Raw genomic sequence first — 19,146 nt, 5'->3', positions numbered from 1 at the left:
GCGTTGTGAGGCGTTGAGCTAACATGTACTAATGACTCGAGAGGCTTAACCATACAACCCAGATGGGTTTTGCTAAGCGACCTTAGACAGAATACAGATACTTGATAAAGTTTGAACTCAAACAAAGCAAATCAGCTTTCCGAATTATTATTAACGTGGTCCAGAGATGGACACGGTAATAAACAGAATTTGCTTGGTGACAATAGCCTTGTGGAACCACCTGATCCCATCCCGAACTCAGAAGTGAAATGCAAACGCGCCGATGGTAGTGTGGGGTCTCCCCATGTGAGAGTAGGTCATCGCCAAGCGCCTAATTTAAATAATCTTAATTGATTAGTATAGAATTGCTGATATGGCTCAGTCGGTAGAGCGCATCCTTGGTAAGGATGAGGTCCCCAGTTCGATTCTGGGTATCAGCACCATTACAATCTAGTGTTTAATCCTAGAATAAAGAATTTGCTTGGTGACAATAGCCTTGTGGAACCACCTGATCCCATCCCGAACTCAGAAGTGAAACGCAAACGCGCCGATGGTAGTGTGGGGTCTCCCCATGTGAGAGTAGGTCATCGCCAAGCGCCTAATTATCTCATTGAGATGTAACCAAGCCAGCTGAATAAGCTGGCTTTTTTGCTTTTATAATCTGTAACATTATTTGCACTAATAGCAATGCTGCCGACTGTAAGTATTGCTATTAGCTTTGTTGACGAGTCTTTTCTTCCCCTCAATACACAAGCTTTACTTCCAGATTTTTCACTATTCATCGATAAAAAAAGCAGCCAGAAGGCTGCTTTGAGGTGGTGCTTTTGCATTAGTTTCGCATTAGGTTGCTTAAGCTTCTTTTTTAAGCCACTGGGCAGCACGTTTAGCGAAGTAAGTTAAAATACCGTCTGCGCCTGCGCGTTTAAAGCAGAGTAGGGACTCCATGACGATGGCCTTTTCGGCTAACCATCCATTCTGGATTGCAGCCATATGCATGGCGTATTCACCACTGACTTGATAGGCGAATGTTGGCACTGCAAGTTCAGTTTTAACGCGATGCACTATATCTAAATACGGCATACCTGGCTTAACCATCACCATATCGGCTCCTTCTTGGATATCGAGTGCGACTTCATGCAAAGCTTCGTCACTGTTCGCTGGATCCATTTGATAGCTATGCTTATTGCCACCTTTGAGGTTACCCGCTGAGCCTACGGCATCACGGAATGGGCCGTAGTAGTTTGAAGAGTATTTTGCCGAGTAAGCCATGATTTGGGTGTTGACGTGCCCTGCCGCTTCTAATGCTTGGCGAATCGCGCCAATGCGGCCATCCATCATGTCCGATGGTGCAATGATGTCAGCTCCAGCATCGGCGTGTGACAGTGCTTGCTTCACTAAAATCTCGGTGGTGATATCGTTAAGGATATAGCCCGTTTCGTCTATGATGCCGTCTTGACCGTGAGTGGTGAAAGGATCTAGTGCCACGTCAGTCATGATGCCTAGCTGTGGAAAGGCTTTTTTGAGCTCGCGTACTGCACGTTGCACTAGGGCATCTGCGTTATAGGCTTCTTCTGCCATTAATGTTTTTTTCTCTGCAGGTGTCACAGGGAAAAGTGCGATCAATGGGATACCTAACTCAACCAGTTCTTCAGCTTCTTTCAGTAGCAAGTCTATCGAGTAGCGTTCAACACCTGGCATAGAGGCTATTTTTTCACTGCGATTAGTGCCTTCTAGAATAAACATTGGGTAAATCAAGTCATTGACCGTTAGATGATTTTCGGCCATGAGGCGACGGCTAAAATCATGTTTACGCATGCGGCGCATTCTACGCTGAGGGAAGGCACTGGTAATGATATTCACATTTGACTCCTAATTAGGTACTGGTCTTGCTTGATCCGATAAATACAAGCTGACTTGATTACGCCCACCGTTTTTTGCTTGGTAGAGGGCTTTATCTGCTTGTTCTAGTAATTTAGTACTGTGTTGATCGTGGGTCACTATATCGGCACTGACTCCGATACTGATAGTCAAAGGTATCGCTTCACCTTCCCATTCAAAATGAATAGAGGCAACAGCGTCTCTTATTGTTTCAGCAACTTGGAGTGCGCCTTCTGCAGTTGTATTAGGAAGGATGATAGCAAATTCCTCCCCCCCAAAACGTGACACTAGATCCGTTGGCCGTTTTAAATGCTGCTGTAATGTTTGAGCTATTGTACGTAATGCTTGATCGCCTGCAAGATGACCGAATCTGTCGTTGATCAGCTTGAAGCGATCAATATCAAGCATTAACAGTGCTATGGGTGTTTCTTGCCTGCGACTGATCCGGCTTTCAGCGATTAAACGTTTATCAAAGGCACTGCGGTTTTTGACCCCAGTTAAACTGTCGATAGTGCTTTGTTCGGTGAGCTTTTGATTCACCTCATGCAATTCTCTGAGGGTGATTTCCAGTTCTAAAGTACGCTCTTGCACCATTTGTTCGAGTTTCTCATTGCTCTCGGCTTCCGCTTTTAGGGCTTCTTCCCGCGCACTACGAATTTTCTGTGCTTGCTTTAAGGCTTCTTGCTGGATACGTAGTTTAGCTTTGCGCTCATCGTTATAGCGGATGGCGAGCACCAGAGACATAAAGATGATTTCAAATGTCAGGCCGAGCATGACAGGGGTTTGCGGTTTTAAATTGAGGTCAATCACGCTGAGATATAGCAAGCTACTGATGCAAGCGCCTGTCAGCATACTCACCCAGCCAATAGTGTACATACGTGCCAGTTTATGGCCATTGATAGCCTGAGTAATGGCAAAGACCATCAGGACTAGGCTGAGCACTGCAACTGAAATGATCTCAATATCTAACGCTGTACCATATTGGATGAAAGGTGTGGTAAGTCCCACACATAGAATATACACAGCACTATAGCGACAAGTGAGTAACATACGGCGGTTTAAATATTTGAGCTGTAATATTTTTTCAGTAAACATTAACGCAAATGCCATAACGATTGGCAGTAAAAACGGCACCATAATTTGCTGTAATAGCGGCCAGTCTGGCCAGAGGAATCGGAAGGCAAAACCGTTAATCGTGGCGACGAGTAAGGTCATGCTAAGTACATAGCCAGAGTAATAGCTGTAGCTGAATGAGCCCGATGCTATGGCGATAAAAAGACTAAAAATGCCGATTGCGGCAAGTACACCAAGTTGGAATCCATGCTCAACGGCGGTAGATTCGGCAATTTGAGCTAAGTCATTAGAAGACCATAAGTTTAATGGTACTGCAGCACTACCTTCAGTTTGAATATGCAGATAGAAAGTATGGGAGTCATCTGTGTTGATCTTGAAAGGATATAGGAAAATATTGCTCAAGAATGGTCGATCCTCATAGGGGAATATATCACCCATCAGTACAGTATTCATGAGTTTATTATTGACTAAATGGTAGATAGTTACCTTGTCTAACAAAGGGTTATCTAGCGCTAAAATGCGCGAAAGTGTTTCGTCAGGGCTGGTTAAGCTGAAACTGAGCCAAAAATCATGGCCGCTGAGTTTTTGAATGTCTTTATTGGTAAAGTTATGCCACTCAGTTTTTGGCAAAGCTTGTATTTCGGCCAGTTCTTTTGCTGGTGTAGGGTGGCTGACCATTAGCCAGGGCGTAAGGTTTAAAGGCGTCGAGGTTGACTCGTCAATACTCAATAGGGTTGCCAAGGCCTGTGTTGGGCATATCCATAGCCACAGCAAGAGTATGAGTGGCATGTTTTTGTTAAGCATGGACTCGATCCAAATTAAAAAACGCTAAGCTATTTTGGTAGCAACGTTTTGCAAACTCATCCGCATTTTCTCCGCGTAGGTTTGCAATATAATTTGCGATATAAGGAAGGTATTCGGGCTTGTTTTTGCTCGATTTAGGCTTGGGCCGCATACTACGGGGAAGTAGGTAAGGGCTATCTGTCTCGATTAAAATGCGATTCTGCGGAATAAAGGGAACGAGTTGCGCTAGTTCTTGGCCGCGTCTTTCATCACAGACCCAACCTGTTATGCCTAAGTGTAAATCTAGGTCAATATAGGCTTCCATCTGTGCGTGAGTGCCTGTGAAACAATGTAAAAGCGCACCATTAAGCTGGGGGCGATATTCACGCAGGATTGCGATAAAGTCTTCGTGGGCATCGCGTTCGTGCATCAGTACGGGCATTTGAAGTTCAATCGCCAATTCCAGTTGCGCAATAAAAGCTTGGCGCTGGATAGGTCTCGGGGAGAAATCACGATTGTAGTCTAAACCACATTCGCCAACGGCAACCACTTGCGGTGCGTGACAGAGTTCAGCTTGTCGAGCGTTTGAGCCATCATGCCAACCACTGGCATGGTGGGGATGCACACCAGCAGTGCAGTAAAGTTGATTAGGATATTGCTCGCATACAGCAATGGCTGCCGCACTTTCAGTTAAATCGCTGCCAATAACAATTAACGGCGAAACCCCTTGGTCCGCCGCCGCTTGTATTATCGATACAGTATCTTGTTCGAGTGCGCTGCCAAGTAAATTGACAGCGATATCTATGTATGAGGGCATTATTTTAGGCGTTTTACCCGAACCTTGGCATTGCGATCATCGGTACCCATTAAAAAAGAACCTAAAGCGGCTTTTTCAATATAGACAGTTTCACCTTGCTTAACATTGTACTTACGGCCATCAGTTTGTTTCCATACCTGACCGTTAGTGAAAGTCACTTTAATGTCTCCGTAGGCATCTTCAGCTATAGATTGAATCTCTAAATAAATCTTATCGACAGTATTTTCTTGAACACGCTTGGCTTCCATCCCAAAGTCATCGGCAATTTTTGCCGCTGGTGCTTGGGGGGCGATTGCCACTATCGCTGCTGCAGTCGTAGGGACTGCAACTGTTGCTACTGTAGTCGGTATCGTTTGAGTGCTAATGGTGTCAGCTTTTACGCTTTCAGCTAGCTTGTCATAGCAAATCAAGCGGTCGAGTTTATCGGCGGTTGCTGCACATTGGGTTAATTGTTGTTCAATGCTGGCATTTGCTTGGACAGATACAAGCATGATCGCTGCCGTGATAAGAGTTAAGCGCATGAGAATGTTCCTTATTATATTATTCCCCTAACGCCTTCGAGGACGTTAGTCGTTTGTTTGTTCAGTATCTTCGTCTGACTCGTCATCTGGTTTGCTGTAGAAACGAGCCGCTAATAAACCGCCTTCGAACAATAACAGCATTGGTACAGCAAGCATAGTCTGGGAAATCACATCCGGTGGGGTTAATAGCATGCCGACGACAAAGGCGCCCACTATGATATAAGGACGTTTTTGCTTGAGATCTTCAGGTGTCGTGACACCTGACCAGCAGAGTAAAACAACGGCAATGGGGATTTCAAAGGATAGACCGAAGGCAAAGAACAGCTTCAGAATAAAGTTAAGGTAACTGGTAATGTCTGTCGCAACTTGAACTCCCTCTGGCGCATTGTTAGCAAAAAAACCAAAAACAACAGGGAATACAAGATAATAAGCAAATGCAATGCCGAGATAAAACAATAAGGTACTGCTGAATAGCAGTGGCATCACTAAGCGTTTTTCATGTTTATATAAACCCGGTGCCACGAAGGACCAAATTTGAAATAACACGTAGGGCACTGCCACAAAAAATGATAAAACGAGGGTTAGTTTGAAAGGTGCAAAAAATGGTGCAGCGACATCCGTCGCAATCATGCTGCCACCAAGAGGTAAAGACTGCATTAAAGGTATTGCCATGTAGTGGTAGATATCATTTGCCCAGTACACACTACAAATGAACACTAATAACACACTGGCAATGGATTTTAGCAGCTTGGACCTAAGTTCAAGCAAATGGCTGATAAGTGGCTGCTGTTGCGACATGAATTATCCGTTGGCTTTCGGGTTAGAACTGGTATCCACGCCCTGAGATGGCTCACTTGAAGTAGCGGGAGAAGCCGATGTTTGACTCGCCTCTACAGTGGCTGTTGGATTAGTTTGGCTAGCTAGAACTGGATTCACTTGAGCAGGAGTGTGAATTTGATTCTCAGGCTCAGGGGTGTCTTTTGACGGATCCTGAACTTGATAAGGGCGATTCACTGACTGCGCCGCTTGCTTTAGTTGCTCAATAGACTCTTTGAGTTCAGGTGAGAGGTTAGATAAACCTTTGCTCTCGGCTTTTTTAAGATCGGCATGCAACTGCTCGATCTTCAGCTCCTGCTCAAGTTCTTCTTTTACCGAGTTTGCCATGCGTTTCATCGCACGGATCCAACTCGTTACCGAACGCACCGCAACCGGTAGACGTTCGGGGCCAAGAACCACTAGCCCCAAAACACCGATCAGCAGCAGCTCCATAAAGCCGATACCGTCAAACATAAAGAGTTACGCCTGTTCTTTGTTAGACTCAGGTTTCTTTTCAGTCGCCTGTTGAGTTGTTTGCGCTGTTTTAGCCGCTTCGGTGTCTTCTAATGCCTTCTTGTCTTCTTCTGAAGACATGGCGTTTTTGAAGCCTTTAACCGCACCACCTAAATCACCACCCAAAGAGCGTAATTTCTTAGTTCCAAACAACAAGACAACGATTAACGCAACGATAAGCAGTTGCCAAATACTAATACCACCCATGAAGGTATCCTCTTAATTGATATCGGTTCTATTATGAACCTCTGATTAATTAGTGCTAGCTAAAATTTGCGATTCTTTGGCCTAGATCGCCATCCTACAAACCACAATATCATGCCTGAAATTAGACAAACATAAGGGGTCCATAGTGTAGCGTCTCTATTAATCAATAACGTGCCACAGATCAATAAAACGGCAGAAGTGATAAGCAAGTAGTTACTCTTGTGTGCCTGCTGCTGATATTTCAAATACTTATCTAGCATTTGTTGCTGAGAACTCAGCAATTTCCTGCCTAACTTAAGATTATCGTAAATTAGTTCAGGGAATTCAGGTAGTTTATCAGCCCAATATGGCAGTTTTGTGGATACCTTTTTAAACATAGCTTTAGGACCGACTTGGTCGGCCATCCACTGCTCTAAAAAGGGTTTGGCGGTTTGCCATAAATCCAACTGCGGATACAGCTGACGGCCTAAACCTTCGATGTAGAGTAAGGTTTTTTCCAACAATACCAATTGCGGTTGCACCACGATATCAAAGTGGCGCGCAGTGCGGAATAATTCCAGCAACACATGACCAAAGGAGATCTCGTCGAGCGGCTTGTTGAACATAGGTTCACACACCACTTTGATGGCCTGTTCGAAAGCTTGTAGATCGGTTTTTTCCGATACCCAGCCAGACTCAATATAGAGCTGGGCGATTCTATGATAATCGCGATTAAAGAAGGCGAGGAAATTCTCGGCGAGATAGCGCTTATCGACTTCGCTGAGTGTGCCCATGATGCCGCAGTCGAGCCCAATGTAGTATGGGTTCTCAGGATGATCGCGGGAAATAAAGATATTGCCCGGATGCATGTCGGCGTGGAAAAAGTTATCGCGGAATACTTGGGTAAAAAATAGTTCAACACCTCGCTCGGCCAATAACTTAAAGTTGGTACCTTGCGCTTTAAGGGCGGCAATATCCGAGACAGAAATACCGTAAATACGTTCCATCACCATCAGGCGTGGATAGCAAAACTCTTCATACACATAAGGCACATAGAGCGCATCTGAGTTGAGGAAGTTGTTGCGTAGCTTGATTGCGTTTAAGGCTTCGAGCTTAAGGTTTAACTCGCCTAAAATGGTCACGCGGTAATCTTCGATCACTTCAGCAGGGCGCAGTCGGTTACCTTCACCGAGGAGGTATTCAATCAGTTTGGCAGTTTGCGACATTAACTGCAGATCGGCTTGAATCTTGGTTTCTACATTCGGGCGTAGCACCTTAAGTACGACGTCTTTGCCGTTAGATTTTAAGGTCGCGGTATGCACCTGAGAAATAGAGGCTGAGGCCAGTGGCGTTTCATTAAAGTCATCGAATAGGGATTCAATCGGCGCTTTTAGCTCAGCTTCAATCGCTTGGCGGGCAAGTGCACCATCAAAGGGCGGCACTTTGTCTTGTAGCATGGCCAATTCACTGGCCCATTCATCGCTGAGTAAATCGCGGCGGGTTGAGAGCATTTGCCCAAGCTTGATATAAACGGGGCCGAGTTCCTGCATCGCCAATTTTAAGCGTTCGCCACCGGGCTTATTTTTATGCTTATTGCGGATCCAGAATAGGCTGTTCCGGGCGAGTTTAAAGTACCAAGGTGTCATCTTTGGCGGCAATACGTCATCTAACCCGTACTGAAGCAAGGTCTTGATGACGTGGTAACCGCGGCGGATACTGGCAAAGGTCATGGCTTAATTTGGTCTCTTAATTGGGCAATCCGTTGTTCAATCGCGCGAGTATCGGCAACTAAATCATCCATTTGATCGCGAAAGTGCAATAACTCAATTGGGTGTGGTGCGAGGCGATACTCTTCAACTGCGAGTTGCCCTAAGTGGGAGCGGGTTTTACGCAACACTTCGAGTGCAAAGTCTTTTGCCTGATGGCTAGAACAGATGAGTTTGTGAGTGGGACCATCACCTAAATAACGGGATATTGGCTCGGCAAAGTCAAACTCGATACCGCGTAGATATTGGCTAAAGCTTTGTAATAAATTGAGATCGCCCTCAAGCTTGAGTTTATCTTGCTTGATTAGTTCAGTTAGGTTTGCGCCTTCGGACACGCGGTAAAGCGTCGTCGCATCGGCATGTAGACTGACATCAACATAGCCTTCATAGCGGCTCAGTACTTGGATCTCTTTGGCAAACACTAAATAGAATGGCCAGCTGAGCTGCGATAATTGGATGCGAAACACTTTGCCATGCAATTGGCGCTGGCGCGAATAATCGTCGCCCGCTTGGGCCTGAAGTTTTTTCAGACCCGTTTCAATTGCGGCGCAGGCAAGCAGCACAACTTCTTGCGGCATCATTAGAATTTATAACCACGGTGCAATGCGACAATGCCGTCGGTCATGTTGGTGTAGTCGACTTGTTCAAAGCCTGCATCAACCATCATTTGTTTTAATGTGTCTTGATCTGGGTGCATGCGGATCGATTCAGCCAGATACTCGTAGCTGTCGGCATCTTTAGTGATGAGCTCGCCCATCTTAGGTAATACTTTGAAGCTATATAAATCATACACTTTGCGCATGATTTCATGCTGAGGCTTAGAAAACTCTAGCACTAATAACTTGCCACCAGGCTTAAGCACGCGGTTCATCGAACGCAGCGCCGCATCTTTATCGGTCACGTTACGCAGACCAAAGGCGATGGTAATAATGTCGAAGTGGTTATCGGGAAACGGCAGTGCTTCGGCGTTGGCTTGCACATAACTGACATTGTTGACTATGCCCTTGTCGCGCAGCTTAGTGCGCCCGACTTTTAACATGGAATCGTTAATGTCAGCTAAAACCACTTCACCTTTATCGCCCACTAAGTGAGAGAATTTTGCAGTTAAGTCGCCTGTGCCGCCGGCCAAATCGAGCACTTTCATGCCAGGGCGGGCGCCAGAGACTTCAATGGTGTAACGTTTCCAAAAACGGTGAATGCCAAAGGACATCACATCGTTCATTATGTCGTACTTAGCGGCAACAGAATGAAACACGCCGGCAACGAGTTCAGCCTTTTTATCGGCCTCTACGGTTTTGTAACCAAAGTGGGTACTTTTAGATTCGCCCTCAGACATCAATGTGTTCCTATTGTTTTGCAATGTATTAGTTGCGAGTGTAAGCCATCGCCTGCATTTGCTGAATCTTTGATCTATCACTCTGTGATCGAGCTAGTAAACTAACTGCAGTGCCTTAGCTTGAGGCACTCCTGAACAGTCGTAGGATTAAGTGCTTAGCGACCACGTAAAATGGACTGGCATTAGACCACAATATCAGGATTTGGTGAATAGCTTAGCGCCCAGTTGGGTGCAACTGGTTATATTCATTGTGCCAAAAATTGCATGCGAGCCTGCACATAAGCGTAGATAAGCTCGCTTAGGCTTTGGCCAACATCCCTGAATCCGGCTTCAATCCCAGCTTCGTGGCAACTTGGCGCAGCCTCGGCTAAATGCAAATAAGCACATGTACAGTGGCGAGCGATATAACTGACATAATGCGCCGCATCGAGCAATGGCACACCTGCAGCAGTTGAAGCGCTACTGGGCATTTTAGCGATAGCATCGACGTCAAGTTCTAATCCTACGGGTAAACCTGTGTCATTTAGTTTGGCGGCGATTTCAAGTAAAGCTTGGCTAAGGCTGATTTCACGGCGAACCCAAATTTGTTGCAAGCTATGCCAAGTGCCCCCAAATTCGCTGAGTTGGCTTAGGTTTGCTTCGCTGTTTTTTAACTCGTGTAAACCCAGTACATGGTAGCAACCTAAGGCGCCGCGATCGGCTGCATAGCTAAAACCATTGCCGCTGTGACGACCTTCGAGCAGGCGAAAATCCGAATGAGGATCGAGATTCACCGCGGCGACTTGGCGTTGGTAGTGGCCGTAGGTTGCCATCAACAAGCCATAGGCATTGTTGTGGCCGCCGCCGATGAGTATGGGTTCTAAACCCGCTTTTAAAATCGCACTGACGATACGGATAACGCGCTCATCGAGTTGCTCCACTGCATCGCGTAATTCATCTAAGGTGACGTCACTGTTAGCTGTTGTATTGCTCGTAGTTTGTTGCTGCAGATCGGCGGTGTTCACTTGGCCTAACACTAGGCATTCGGCGCCAGAAAGAAAACGATTCGATTGTAAATTGAGCCATTGGCGCATACTGGTTGTGAACGCATCGGTTGCACCGCCGCGGCCTAAATTGGCACGTGGGCCTATATCTTCGCCAACGCCGATAATGGCAAAGTATGCACCGTGGGCTTTTGCAGTCGCAAGTATGGTCTCTAACGTGTGTTCGTGATTGGCCAGATGGACGCATTGGCCTAGCTTAGTTTCGCCAGTTCTTGGGCTGACGAGTGAGGCGATATCGGTATGGGTAAAGGGGATAAATTCAGGCATAGATTGATATTCTTATTCGGCCAGAGTCGAGCTATTGTGGCCAGAGTAGGGCGAGGATTCAATGGGGAAGCGCTGAAAATAGTGAATAAAAAAGCCAGCTTAGCTGGCTTTCTTGACTGAACAGTGAGATTACTCAATGTCGAGTGGTTCAGGTGATAAAATAACACCTGTGTTATCAGCATAAATGTGATCACCGGGTAAGAAAGTCACACCGCCAAAATTGACTGGAATTTCCACTTCGCCCACTGAATTGCCATCAGCACCCACTGGAATAGAGGCAAGGGCTTGAATACCAATGTCTAATTCTTCCAATGCATCCACATCGCGCACAGAACCGTAAACGATAATGCCTTCCCAGTTGTTGCTGACCGCAAGTTCTGCGATAGCGCCATCGATCAGCGCACGGCGTAATGAGCCACCGCCATCAATGAGTAAGACTTTACCTTGGCCATCCTCTTGTAGGACTTCGGTAATTAGGCCGTTGTCTTCAAAGCACTTGATGGTGCTAATAGAACCGCCAAAAGAGCTACAACCACCGTAGTTACTGAACATGGGCTCGACTACATCTACGACATCTAAGTACATGTCACATAGTTCTGAGGTGTTGTATTCCATATTTACACTCCTATTGATCCGCGTTGCGTACAGTTTAGCGAGTTTACGCCAGTATAAAAGGGATTCTTGAAAAGAAAAGTGTTATCAATCACGGTATTGTTGCCACTTGGCTGTTAACACATCTGTAGTAAATTTTCGTCACACTATAGAATTTATTCGGTAAAACTTGATATCGGTCATTAAATAACGGTTTTTTATTACAACTCTGTTGCGCACTTTGGTATTATATCCCAAGTTTAAATTAACTTACTTAACTTAATTTGCTTTAGGGGCATGGACCCCCCGTTACGCTTATGGACGGTAGAGGGCCTTCGAGAGGTGCCTATGGAAGCTGTAAATACGATTGAAATTATTGGTTATTTTGCCTCTATAATGGTGGCGATCTCTCTAATGATGAAGAATATCATTTGGTTGCGATGGTTGAATTTTGTAGGATGCACCCTGTTTGTGGTTTATGGGGTCTTTATTTCTGCTTGGCCTGTGGCTGGGATGAATGCGTTTGTTGCTTGTATTAATATTTACCATTTGACAAAAATTTACCGTGCTAAGGCAAATACTCCCGCCGCAGCCTAAGTTTTATTGGATTGTGTTGCTCTTGAGATTAACGTTTAGAGCAACACAATATTCTGCCTCTGTCCTATCGCTATTCTTAAATAAATCCCTTAGCCCCTGCATAACGTCCCTAGAATCCTTCTAGATCAAAACCTCAGCCATGCTTCTTGTCATAAAACCTTCGAGCAGATGTCACTTAGCCGTCACAGGTCTTTCTTAGTCTCAAGCTATCTAATAGTGCTTTAGCTAATGTGGTTTAGGTTTAATTATTAGCAAACAGTAAATTAGCCGTGAGCAGTCAATAACGAATTCAATCGTGAATAGAGCCTTGGTGAGTCGGTTGGTTTCAGACTAAGCACTCTAAGCGTCGTCGAGAGAATGCACAGATTAACATCGCAGTAAAACTCGCTGGTATGCCAGCAAGGAGCCTGTTTTATGTTGAGTTACGTTGCAGACTTAGATAAGCGAATGTTTTGCCATATCGTGAGCTTCACCCAGCACCATGGTTTATATGCCCATGCAAAGCGGGTGTCAGCGAGTGGCGATGGGCATGTGTATTTATATTTGTCCGTGGGTTTGATGCTGACGCACGCTCAAGGACAGGCTCTATTTAATTTGATGTTAGCGAGTTTTTTGGTTGAGTTACCTCTGTATTTACTATTGAAAAATAGTATTCGTCGCACACGGCCATGCCATGCATTAGTGGGATTTGAGAGTGGTTTTGAACCATCGGATCGCTTCAGCTTACCGTCTGGTCATACAGCTGCGGCTTTTGTGATGGCAACGAGCGTGGCGCAAATCTATCCAGCGGCGGCTCCTGTGGCGTATTTATGGGCTTTTAGCATAGGGGGCTCACGTATTGCACTTGGCGTGCATTATCCCTTAGATATTCTGGCGGGAGCCTCATTGGGGATTGGGTCGGTATTGCTGGTTCATCCAGTGATTTAATTCAAATATGCGCCTGTTAATCATTTCATTAGTGGGAATTCTCCTTCACTCATCAGTTTAAGGATACATAATGCGAATACTCTACGGAGTTCAAGGCACAGGGAATGGCCACTTAAGTCGTGCACGCGTCATGGCTAAAGCATTGATGAAACAAGATATTGAAGTGGACTTTCTATTTTCGGGGCGTAAGCCTGATCAGTTTTTCGATATGGAGTGCTTTGGCGATTATCGCGTTCAAGCGGGAATGACGTTTGCGACGCACTCCGGGCGCGTGAATGTGCCACAAACTGTCCGGCAAAATTTGTCCTTGTCGTTATTTAAAGATATTAAAGCATTAGATCTTAGTTGCTACGATTTAGTACTCAACGACTTTGAACCTGTGTCGGCTTGGGCTGCGCGGCGCCAAGGCGTGCCATCCATTGGTATTAGCCATCAGGCGGCGTTAACTCATCCGGTGCCAAAACTCGGTAGCACTTGGTTTAATGAGATGCTGCTCAATTATTTTGCACCAGTGGATGTAGCGCTGGGGTGTCATTGGCATCATTTTGGCTTCCCTATTTTGCCGCCTTTTGTCGAAGTGGATGCCAGCCCATTCGAACACACGCATCAGATTTTAGTTTATTTGCCTTTTGAAGATGCGGATATGATTGCTCATTTTCTATCTCATTTTAGTGATTATCAGTTTTTGGTATATCACAGCCAACAACCTAAAGGCCAAGTTGCTGAACATATTAAATGGCACGGTTTTAATCGTGAGGGGTTTAAGCAACATCTTGCCAGCTGCGGCGGTGTGATAGGCAATGCGGGCTTTGAGCTTGCCAGCGAAGCATTAACCTTAGGTAAAAAACTCTTAGTCAAACCACTGATTGGCCAGTTTGAGCAGTTATCGAATGTGGCGGCGTTACAACTTTTAGCGGCTGCAGATAGCATGATGAGTCTCGATGTGAACATAGTTAAGCGCTGGCTTAAAACGGCATCACCTAACCCAATTGCATATCCAAAGGTGGGGGATACCCTCGTTAAATGGATTAACGGTGGCGACTGGCACAATAGTCAGCCGCTGTGCCAAGAGTTATGGAGCCAAGTCACGCTTCCCGATACTTGGCGTTAAACAGCGTTGCTGTTCAGATGAAAAGCAACTTAGGCACTAGCTGGCTTAATGGCGTTAGCGTATAATTTCGTCAATTTTGCTGTTAGTCCCTTTCAGCACGTCTATTTTGGCCTAGCCTGGCCGTTAATTATGTTGTTATAAATGAGCCTGAAAAAGTTTACTCAGTACAAGTTACTGTTTTTAATGTTGTTATTACTTTGTGTCCTACTTCCTTTTATTCCAGATCAGGCTTACCACATACCCGGCCCTGATATCGCTAAGCAAAATTTTCATGTGATTGAGTTTAATGATAAAGGTCAGCCCCACGACGAAAGGCAATGGCAAGGTTTAGAGACGCGAATTTTACACCCAGAGCCTGCACAGATCCCTGAATTATTGATTTTTGTCCATGGCTGGCATCATAGCGCTGAGCCTAAGGATGAAAACTTTATTGCCTTTGAGCAGTTTTATCAGCAAATGGCCGCGTCCGATACCCAGCGTAACTTGTTGGGTTTGTATATTGGCTGGCGGGGCGATAAATATGATCCTTTTTGGATCGATGGCTCAGATGATGCAAAAAGTTGGATTGAACCCTTAGATTTTCCCACTATTTTACAGCGTAAACGGGTTGCTAAACGTATCGGGCAGTTAGGTCTATCACAACTGCTGGATAAGCTTGATAGCTTAGTAACACAGCATAAACTGCTGCGTTACACTGTGATTGGCCATAGTCTTGGCGGTGCTGTTGTTTTGCATGCGAGTAAAGATCGCATCAAAGCCGCCATTGATAATCAGCAGGATAATCCTAATTTATTCTTACTGTTAAATCCCGCCGTACCTGCTAAAGAGTATCAGCCATTAGATACGTTGGTGAGCTTAGATAGACAAAAACCGAGTATGGTGGTGTTGCAGTCGAAGGGGGATTTTGCAGTGAAAGAAGCCTTCAATTACATCAAGGACGGCGAGCGCGCTGTCGGGAACTCTTGGGCGATTACCCACGATATTGACAAATGCTCTGGTGGCAATTGCACTACACCAATGAAGATGCCGTCGGCCTTGATGGCGCATGATCAAATTCCTGGCTGTATGATGACGCTACCTCAATCAGGCTGGAAAATTCGTGCTCGCCTGCAGGCTCGTCGTACTGTGCAAACCTGCCCCGATGCCAATATGCAAGCCGTATGGGTACTGGCAGTGTCTGACGAAATCGTCTCTGGGCACAATGGCATTCTCACTCCAGAGCATGGTAAAGCCTTGTCTGAGGTGATGCGTATGATTGATTTATATCGAAATCAATTACCTAAACATGCGGTGGAAAGCCCTGCGAACCAAGATCTCGGCACCTTAGCGCCAGAGTCAGAAGCTGCAACATCTATCGAAGGTGAAACGCCTGTGCCACAAGAGCCTGTGATTATTGTCGAGCCTTTACCTGAAGAGCAAAGCTCACCGACACCTAAGGTTAATGCACCATTGCAGGAGCCAAACGTATTACAGGAACAAGATAAGTCTGCTGCGACTGAGGCGCCACCCGCGCCAATTAAAGCGCCGGAATCAAAGCTTGAGGCTAAGCCAAATGACGGTGCAGAACCTCAACCTAAGGTTGAAACTGAAGGCATAAAGTGATTGAGTTTTAAAGAGCTTAACCTTGTTTTGAAAGTGCTTTCAATGTGTGTTCCAAACAACGTAAAAGTGCTTTTTATTTTTAATAAATGGTTCATAAGTAAATTTATTTTACTCATTAAAATTAAAAAAATATTTCGACATTCATCGTCAAGTCTTGCGATGGAGTGCTAAGTTCGGTAGGTTAACTTGTAAATTGAAATAAACTTTGGCTTACTATTTATTTAGAGTCATTGGTTTGAGTGAATAAGTATTATGAATATTAATGTTATTAACCACTTAAGTGCTATCAGGGTTAGTGGTTATTAATCAAAAGATAATTAGTGATAAGGCATTATTTTAATTCATTAAACAATGGAGTGTATATGAAGTGTTCAATTTTATCCGCCTTGGTTATTTTTGCGGTATCAAACTATTGTTTTGCAAAAAGTCATAATGTGTATGGGGATGTGCAAGTTACAGATATAAAACCAACGAGTGGTTTTATTTGGGAACGTGAAAATAAAAGTGCCCCGCAATATCCAATGGAACTCGCTCGTTCGAGCATTGCTGGTTGTGCTGTAATGTCTTTTGATATTTCAGAGTCGGGTAAGGCCGAAAATATCGAAGTCGTTAAATCTGTTCCTCAAAAATCGCTGGGTAAATACTCAAGTCAGATATTAAAAAAATGGAACTGGGTCCCCACTGCCGCTACGAACGTAATGACTTCTGAAAGAAGAACCATAAGGTTAGATTTTTGTATAGGCAATGAGTCGACGGAACAATCTCAAAATGCCTGTAAGCAACAAACGCAATTAGTATGTGGCTAACGGTAACTTAACTATTTTAAGTAGTAAGCAAGGCTTAATTGCCTACTACGGATTTTTGGTTTGCCACCTGCGCCAAGTAAAAGTGATTAGTGCGGCGAGTATTAGGCTGACCATGGCCCATGTGGGGTACTTATGTTGGTGGTAAAACGCCAGCATGGGAGCGATTTCATCGCGGATTAACACTGGACCTAATCCAAAGAGTGCCATCCAAATGCTGGTGGCGAGCGCATTGCCAATCACAAATTGTTTTAGTGGCATTTTAGCGAGACCGCAGCCGATAAACATAAATTGTTTTAATCCCTCAACAAAACGACTCAGCACTAAAGCGGCGATGCCATATTGACCAATAACGCCATGGATTTTGTCTTCCAATTGCGGTTTTATCCAGCCCTTCTTAAGCAACACATCACCAAAGCGCCAACCGATGAAATATCCCAAACTGTTACCGCATAGTGCACCGCAAGCAGCGACGATTAACACTAGTGGCAGTGACATTTGCCCTGTAGCGGCTAATAAACTGGCGACAATTAATAAGGATTGTCCTGGCGCCGGAATGCCAAAACCCTCGACAGCAATCGCGAAAAATAGCAGAACATAACCATATTGCTGCAGCCAAGGCGTGAGTTCGGTGATGATATGTTGTAGCGCTTCTGGCATAGATGAAAGTGCTTAAATCAATGGGATGATTGGGCCATCATACTCGCCAACTTCTCTGGCTGGATAGATTTATGAGCAAAGTTTCATGCCAGTTTTAGTTAGTGGCGGTGAATAGGCGTAACGCAGGGGGGCAGTTTTTACCTGAAATATAAAAAAGGCCGAACTCAGTTCGGCCTTAATACCTGTACTACAGTCGTGACGATAAAGCGACTAGGCGAATGCTGCTTGTAGCTGTGGTACTACTTGTTTCTTACGGCTTAATACGCCGTCTAACCACACTTTGCCATCGACGGTATCTTTACCGTAGGCACGTTGGGTCAGCTGCGCATCGTCAGACACAATCAACAACTCTGAACCTTCTTTCATGATGTCAGTCAGCAGCAATAAAACGCTGTGGCGGTTACCTTCCACTTTGAGCGCTTTGATATCGGCTTCTAGCTCGGCCTTGATATCGTCAAATACTGACAGGTCGATCACTTCTAACTGGCCGATACCGACCAAGTTACCGTTCATGTTGAAGTCTTTAAAGTCACGCATAACGAGGTCGCGTGCTGGTGTGCCTTGTACGGCTGATTTCACTTTGAACATTTCCATGCCCAGTTCTTTGAAATCTTCAACGCCGGCGATCTCAGCTAATGCTTCAACGCAGCGAATGTCGGCAGTGGTGCAAGTGGGTGATTTGAAAATCACGGTATCGCTAAGAATGGCGCACATCATGATGCCAGCGATATTTTTAGGGATAGCGACTTGGTAAAAGTCGAACATCATCTTGATCACTGTGTTGCTGCAACCTACTGGGCGGATCCAGCATTCTAACGGGGTATCTGTGGTCAGATCGCCTAGCTTGTGGTGATCGACAATCCCGACGATAGTCGCTTGGGCGATATCATCCGGTGCTTGAGTCAGTTCTGAATGGTCAACGATATACACTTGCTCGCCAGCGTAGCTGGTTTTGTATTCCGGTGCTTCGAAGCCGAAACGTTCCAAAATAAAAGCAGTTTCGGGTGACAATTCACCTAAACGTGCGGCAATGGCTTCTTCACCGATTTGGTTTTTTAAATAGGCTAACGCGATAGCACCGCAGATTGAATCTGAATCGGGGATCTTGTGACCGACAACGTAAATGGGCATTTCAGGGACTCTCCTTTAAATTTGTGACAATTTTAGCAATATTTGGCTTTAATCGGAAATAGCCAAAGCGCATATCACTGCGCTCTTCAGTTGCTATTTCTCTAAAAATCGAACGCTCAGGTTCGGCAAAGATGGCTTAAGGTTTAGATCTTCACTTTTATCACGACTTTACGCACCGCCGTGGCGATATCGCCTGTGCCGGGCATATGCATGTCACCGGGGAAAAATAATGCAAACATGCCTGCTTTGAGTTTGATATAAGAGGCATTGGCTTGGTTTGCCTCGTAATCAAACTCGGCGTAATCGTGTTTTTCAAAATAGGGTTTCGAGGGTGTTTGCTCCGCTAGTGGCAAGTAACCAAACTCTTCTTCACCGCTGAAAACATATTGCACATCGATATATTTTTGATGAACTTCAAAGGGTTCTGTCGACTTATGCTTGGTGTGATAGTCATTCACTATCACAAAAATATTGTCGCCATCGAGGGGATAATTGCCTACGGGTAGCTGACTAAAGTCGGTCGTCGCTAGATGTTCTAATGCAGTCGCAAGCCGAGGGCTTAAGGATTGATAAATATGGCGGTTTTTTAAGGTATCGACGATCATCGGCTACTCGACATGGTGGAAGTGAAATGGGCGAATGGTAAAGATTATAATCCGATCACCACAGTTAGGACATAAGCTTTGTCGATTGGAAGCAGGTCTAAACATGTCGGCATAAAAAACAGGCCATTGAATGACCTGTT

At 45.1% G+C, this 19,146-nt stretch carries 21 protein-coding genes, 1 tRNA gene and 2 rRNA genes; 8 read left to right on the top strand and 16 right to left on the bottom strand.

The window, feature by feature from the left end; all coding sequences use genetic code 11:
• Positions 1 to 192 precede the first annotated feature (192 nt).
• The 3 genes from rrf (L5M37_RS22335) (at position 193) to rrf (L5M37_RS22325) (ending at position 575) form a co-directional block, all read left to right on the top strand.
• Positions 193 to 308, top strand: a 5S ribosomal RNA gene (gene rrf / locus L5M37_RS22335).
• A 38-nt stretch (positions 309 to 346) separates the two neighbouring features.
• A tRNA-Thr gene (locus tag L5M37_RS22330) sits at positions 347 to 422 on the top strand.
• 37 nt (positions 423 to 459) lie between these two features.
• Positions 460 to 575: ribosomal RNA gene (rrf, locus tag L5M37_RS22325) — 5S ribosomal RNA — on the top strand.
• 6 nt (positions 576 to 581) lie between these two features.
• Here rrf (L5M37_RS22325) and L5M37_RS22320 read toward each other — a convergent pair.
• The 13 genes from L5M37_RS22320 to rraA form a co-directional block, all read right to left on the bottom strand.
• On the bottom strand, positions 582 to 809 hold the full coding sequence (locus tag L5M37_RS22320) for a hypothetical protein (RefSeq protein WP_198573017.1): 228 nt from the start codon (positions 807 to 809) through the stop codon (positions 582 to 584).
• Between the two features lie 19 nt (positions 810 to 828).
• Positions 829 to 1,839 (bottom strand): porphobilinogen synthase, encoded by a 1,011-nt coding sequence (gene hemB / locus L5M37_RS22315; protein ID WP_198573018.1) that lies wholly within the window; start codon positions 1,837 to 1,839, stop codon positions 829 to 831.
• A gap of 9 nt (positions 1,840 to 1,848) precedes the next feature.
• On the bottom strand, positions 1,849 to 3,735 hold the full coding sequence (locus L5M37_RS22310) for a diguanylate cyclase (RefSeq protein WP_263201857.1): 1,887 nt from the start codon (positions 3,733 to 3,735) through the stop codon (positions 1,849 to 1,851).
• Positions 3,728 to 4,531 (bottom strand): TatD family hydrolase, encoded by an 804-nt coding sequence (locus L5M37_RS22305; RefSeq protein ID WP_168825782.1) that lies wholly within the window; start codon positions 4,529 to 4,531, stop codon positions 3,728 to 3,730. Before L5M37_RS22305 ends, L5M37_RS22310 begins: the two co-directional genes overlap by 8 nt.
• Positions 4,531 to 5,052 (bottom strand): hypothetical protein, encoded by a 522-nt coding sequence (locus L5M37_RS22300; protein WP_263201856.1) that lies wholly within the window; start codon positions 5,050 to 5,052, stop codon positions 4,531 to 4,533. Before L5M37_RS22300 ends, L5M37_RS22305 begins: the two co-directional genes overlap by 1 nt.
• Positions 5,053 to 5,097: 45 nt before the next feature.
• The gene (tatC, locus tag L5M37_RS22295; RefSeq protein ID WP_113940134.1) at positions 5,098 to 5,850 is read right to left on the bottom strand and encodes a twin-arginine translocase subunit TatC; all 753 of its coding nucleotides are present in this window, start codon (positions 5,848 to 5,850) and stop codon (positions 5,098 to 5,100) included.
• 3 nt (positions 5,851 to 5,853) lie between these two features.
• A complete protein-coding gene (tatB, locus tag L5M37_RS22290; RefSeq protein WP_263201855.1) occupies positions 5,854 to 6,342 on the bottom strand; it encodes a Sec-independent protein translocase protein TatB in 489 nt (162 codons plus the stop codon).
• A gap of 6 nt (positions 6,343 to 6,348) precedes the next feature.
• Positions 6,349 to 6,588, bottom strand: a complete 240-nt coding sequence (gene tatA, locus L5M37_RS22285; RefSeq protein WP_006083329.1) for a Sec-independent protein translocase subunit TatA — start codon at positions 6,586 to 6,588, stop codon at positions 6,349 to 6,351.
• A 59-nt stretch (positions 6,589 to 6,647) separates the two neighbouring features.
• Positions 6,648 to 8,297, bottom strand: a complete 1,650-nt coding sequence (gene ubiB / locus L5M37_RS22280; protein WP_263201854.1) for a ubiquinone biosynthesis regulatory protein kinase UbiB — start codon at positions 8,295 to 8,297, stop codon at positions 6,648 to 6,650.
• Complete coding sequence (locus L5M37_RS22275) at positions 8,294 to 8,914, bottom strand: SCP2 domain-containing protein (RefSeq protein WP_263201853.1); 621 nt, start codon at positions 8,912 to 8,914, stop codon at positions 8,294 to 8,296. The genes ubiB and L5M37_RS22275 overlap by 4 nt, the downstream gene beginning before the upstream one ends.
• Positions 8,914 to 9,669, bottom strand: a complete 756-nt coding sequence (ubiE, locus tag L5M37_RS22270; RefSeq protein ID WP_006083326.1) for a bifunctional demethylmenaquinone methyltransferase/2-methoxy-6-polyprenyl-1,4-benzoquinol methylase UbiE — start codon at positions 9,667 to 9,669, stop codon at positions 8,914 to 8,916. The genes L5M37_RS22275 and ubiE overlap by 1 nt, the downstream gene beginning before the upstream one ends.
• 245 nt (positions 9,670 to 9,914) lie before the next feature.
• A complete protein-coding gene (locus L5M37_RS22265; protein ID WP_263201852.1) occupies positions 9,915 to 10,979 on the bottom strand; it encodes a formimidoylglutamase in 1,065 nt (354 codons plus the stop codon).
• Between the two features lie 129 nt (positions 10,980 to 11,108).
• Entirely contained in the window at positions 11,109 to 11,594 is a 486-nt protein-coding gene (rraA, locus tag L5M37_RS22260) for a ribonuclease E activity regulator RraA (protein WP_105251214.1), read from the bottom strand.
• A 324-nt stretch (positions 11,595 to 11,918) separates the two neighbouring features.
• Between rraA and L5M37_RS22255 the strand changes: the two genes are divergently transcribed.
• From L5M37_RS22255 to L5M37_RS22235, 5 genes are all read left to right on the top strand, one after another.
• Positions 11,919 to 12,167, top strand: a complete 249-nt coding sequence (locus L5M37_RS22255) for a YgjV family protein (protein ID WP_113940145.1) — start codon at positions 11,919 to 11,921, stop codon at positions 12,165 to 12,167.
• 414 nt (positions 12,168 to 12,581) lie between these two features.
• Positions 12,582 to 13,094, top strand: a complete 513-nt coding sequence (locus tag L5M37_RS22250) for a phosphatase PAP2 family protein (RefSeq protein WP_105251216.1) — start codon at positions 12,582 to 12,584, stop codon at positions 13,092 to 13,094.
• A 70-nt stretch (positions 13,095 to 13,164) separates the two neighbouring features.
• Entirely contained in the window at positions 13,165 to 14,205 is a 1,041-nt protein-coding gene (locus L5M37_RS22245; protein ID WP_105251217.1) for an MJ1255/VC2487 family glycosyltransferase, read from the top strand.
• A 141-nt stretch (positions 14,206 to 14,346) separates the two neighbouring features.
• The gene (locus L5M37_RS22240; RefSeq protein ID WP_263201851.1) at positions 14,347 to 15,807 is read left to right on the top strand and encodes a thioesterase; all 1,461 of its coding nucleotides are present in this window, start codon (positions 14,347 to 14,349) and stop codon (positions 15,805 to 15,807) included.
• Between the two features lie 362 nt (positions 15,808 to 16,169).
• Complete coding sequence (locus L5M37_RS22235) at positions 16,170 to 16,613, top strand: energy transducer TonB (RefSeq protein ID WP_263201850.1); 444 nt, start codon at positions 16,170 to 16,172, stop codon at positions 16,611 to 16,613.
• A gap of 45 nt (positions 16,614 to 16,658) precedes the next feature.
• Here L5M37_RS22235 and L5M37_RS22230 read toward each other — a convergent pair whose 3' ends face one another.
• From L5M37_RS22230 to L5M37_RS22220, 3 genes are all read right to left on the bottom strand, one after another.
• Complete coding sequence (locus L5M37_RS22230; protein ID WP_263201849.1) at positions 16,659 to 17,270, bottom strand: DedA family protein; 612 nt, start codon at positions 17,268 to 17,270, stop codon at positions 16,659 to 16,661.
• A 210-nt stretch (positions 17,271 to 17,480) separates the two neighbouring features.
• On the bottom strand, positions 17,481 to 18,401 hold the full coding sequence (locus L5M37_RS22225; protein WP_173496421.1) for a manganese-dependent inorganic pyrophosphatase: 921 nt from the start codon (positions 18,399 to 18,401) through the stop codon (positions 17,481 to 17,483).
• A gap of 143 nt (positions 18,402 to 18,544) precedes the next feature.
• Positions 18,545 to 19,006: a YhcH/YjgK/YiaL family protein gene (locus L5M37_RS22220; RefSeq protein ID WP_198573029.1), complete on the bottom strand. Its 462-nt coding sequence runs from the start codon at positions 19,004 to 19,006 to the stop codon at positions 18,545 to 18,547.
• Positions 19,007 to 19,146 lie beyond the last annotated feature (140 nt).

It is taken from the genome of Shewanella sp. SM69, assembly GCF_025653985.1.
Taxonomy (GTDB): domain Bacteria; phylum Pseudomonadota; class Gammaproteobacteria; order Enterobacterales; family Shewanellaceae; genus Shewanella; species Shewanella oncorhynchi.
Note: the sequence above shows the minus strand (reverse complement) of the source record. Positions and strands in the feature narration are given on the sequence as shown.

Bases quoted from the DNA above. Each gene is read 5' to 3' on its own strand.
- tatB (WP_263201855.1), bottom strand. From the start codon at position 6,342: ATGTTTGACGGTATCGGCTTTATGGAGCTGCTGCTGATCGGTGTTTTG.
- L5M37_RS22250 (WP_105251216.1), top strand. From the start codon at position 12,582: ATGTTGAGTTACGTTGCAGACTTAGATAAGCGAATGTTTTGCCATATC.
- L5M37_RS22265 (WP_263201852.1), bottom strand. From the start codon at position 10,979: ATGCCTGAATTTATCCCCTTTACCCATACCGATATCGCCTCACTCGTC.
- L5M37_RS22320 (WP_198573017.1), bottom strand. From the start codon at position 809: ATGCAAAAGCACCACCTCAAAGCAGCCTTCTGGCTGCTTTTTTTATCG.
- L5M37_RS22310 (WP_263201857.1), bottom strand. From the start codon at position 3,735: ATGCTTAACAAAAACATGCCACTCATACTCTTGCTGTGGCTATGGATA.
- tatA (WP_006083329.1), bottom strand. From the start codon at position 6,588: ATGGGTGGTATTAGTATTTGGCAACTGCTTATCGTTGCGTTAATCGTT.
- L5M37_RS22255 (WP_113940145.1), top strand. From the start codon at position 11,919: ATGGAAGCTGTAAATACGATTGAAATTATTGGTTATTTTGCCTCTATA.
- ubiE (WP_006083326.1), bottom strand. From the start codon at position 9,669: ATGTCTGAGGGCGAATCTAAAAGTACCCACTTTGGTTACAAAACCGTA.
- L5M37_RS22275 (WP_263201853.1), bottom strand. From the start codon at position 8,914: ATGATGCCGCAAGAAGTTGTGCTGCTTGCCTGCGCCGCAATTGAAACG.
- L5M37_RS22240 (WP_263201851.1), top strand. From the start codon at position 14,347: ATGAGCCTGAAAAAGTTTACTCAGTACAAGTTACTGTTTTTAATGTTG.
- L5M37_RS22230 (WP_263201849.1), bottom strand. From the start codon at position 17,270: ATGCCAGAAGCGCTACAACATATCATCACCGAACTCACGCCTTGGCTG.
- tatC (WP_113940134.1), bottom strand. From the start codon at position 5,850: ATGTCGCAACAGCAGCCACTTATCAGCCATTTGCTTGAACTTAGGTCC.
- L5M37_RS22300 (WP_263201856.1), bottom strand. From the start codon at position 5,052: ATGCGCTTAACTCTTATCACGGCAGCGATCATGCTTGTATCTGTCCAA.
- L5M37_RS22220 (WP_198573029.1), bottom strand. From the start codon at position 19,006: ATGATCGTCGATACCTTAAAAAACCGCCATATTTATCAATCCTTAAGC.
- L5M37_RS22225 (WP_173496421.1), bottom strand. From the start codon at position 18,401: ATGCCCATTTACGTTGTCGGTCACAAGATCCCCGATTCAGATTCAATC.
- L5M37_RS22235 (WP_263201850.1), top strand. From the start codon at position 16,170: ATGAAGTGTTCAATTTTATCCGCCTTGGTTATTTTTGCGGTATCAAAC.
- L5M37_RS22245 (WP_105251217.1), top strand. From the start codon at position 13,165: ATGCGAATACTCTACGGAGTTCAAGGCACAGGGAATGGCCACTTAAGT.
- L5M37_RS22305 (WP_168825782.1), bottom strand. From the start codon at position 4,531: ATGCCCTCATACATAGATATCGCTGTCAATTTACTTGGCAGCGCACTC.
- rraA (WP_105251214.1), bottom strand. From the start codon at position 11,594: ATGGAATACAACACCTCAGAACTATGTGACATGTACTTAGATGTCGTA.
- ubiB (WP_263201854.1), bottom strand. From the start codon at position 8,297: ATGACCTTTGCCAGTATCCGCCGCGGTTACCACGTCATCAAGACCTTG.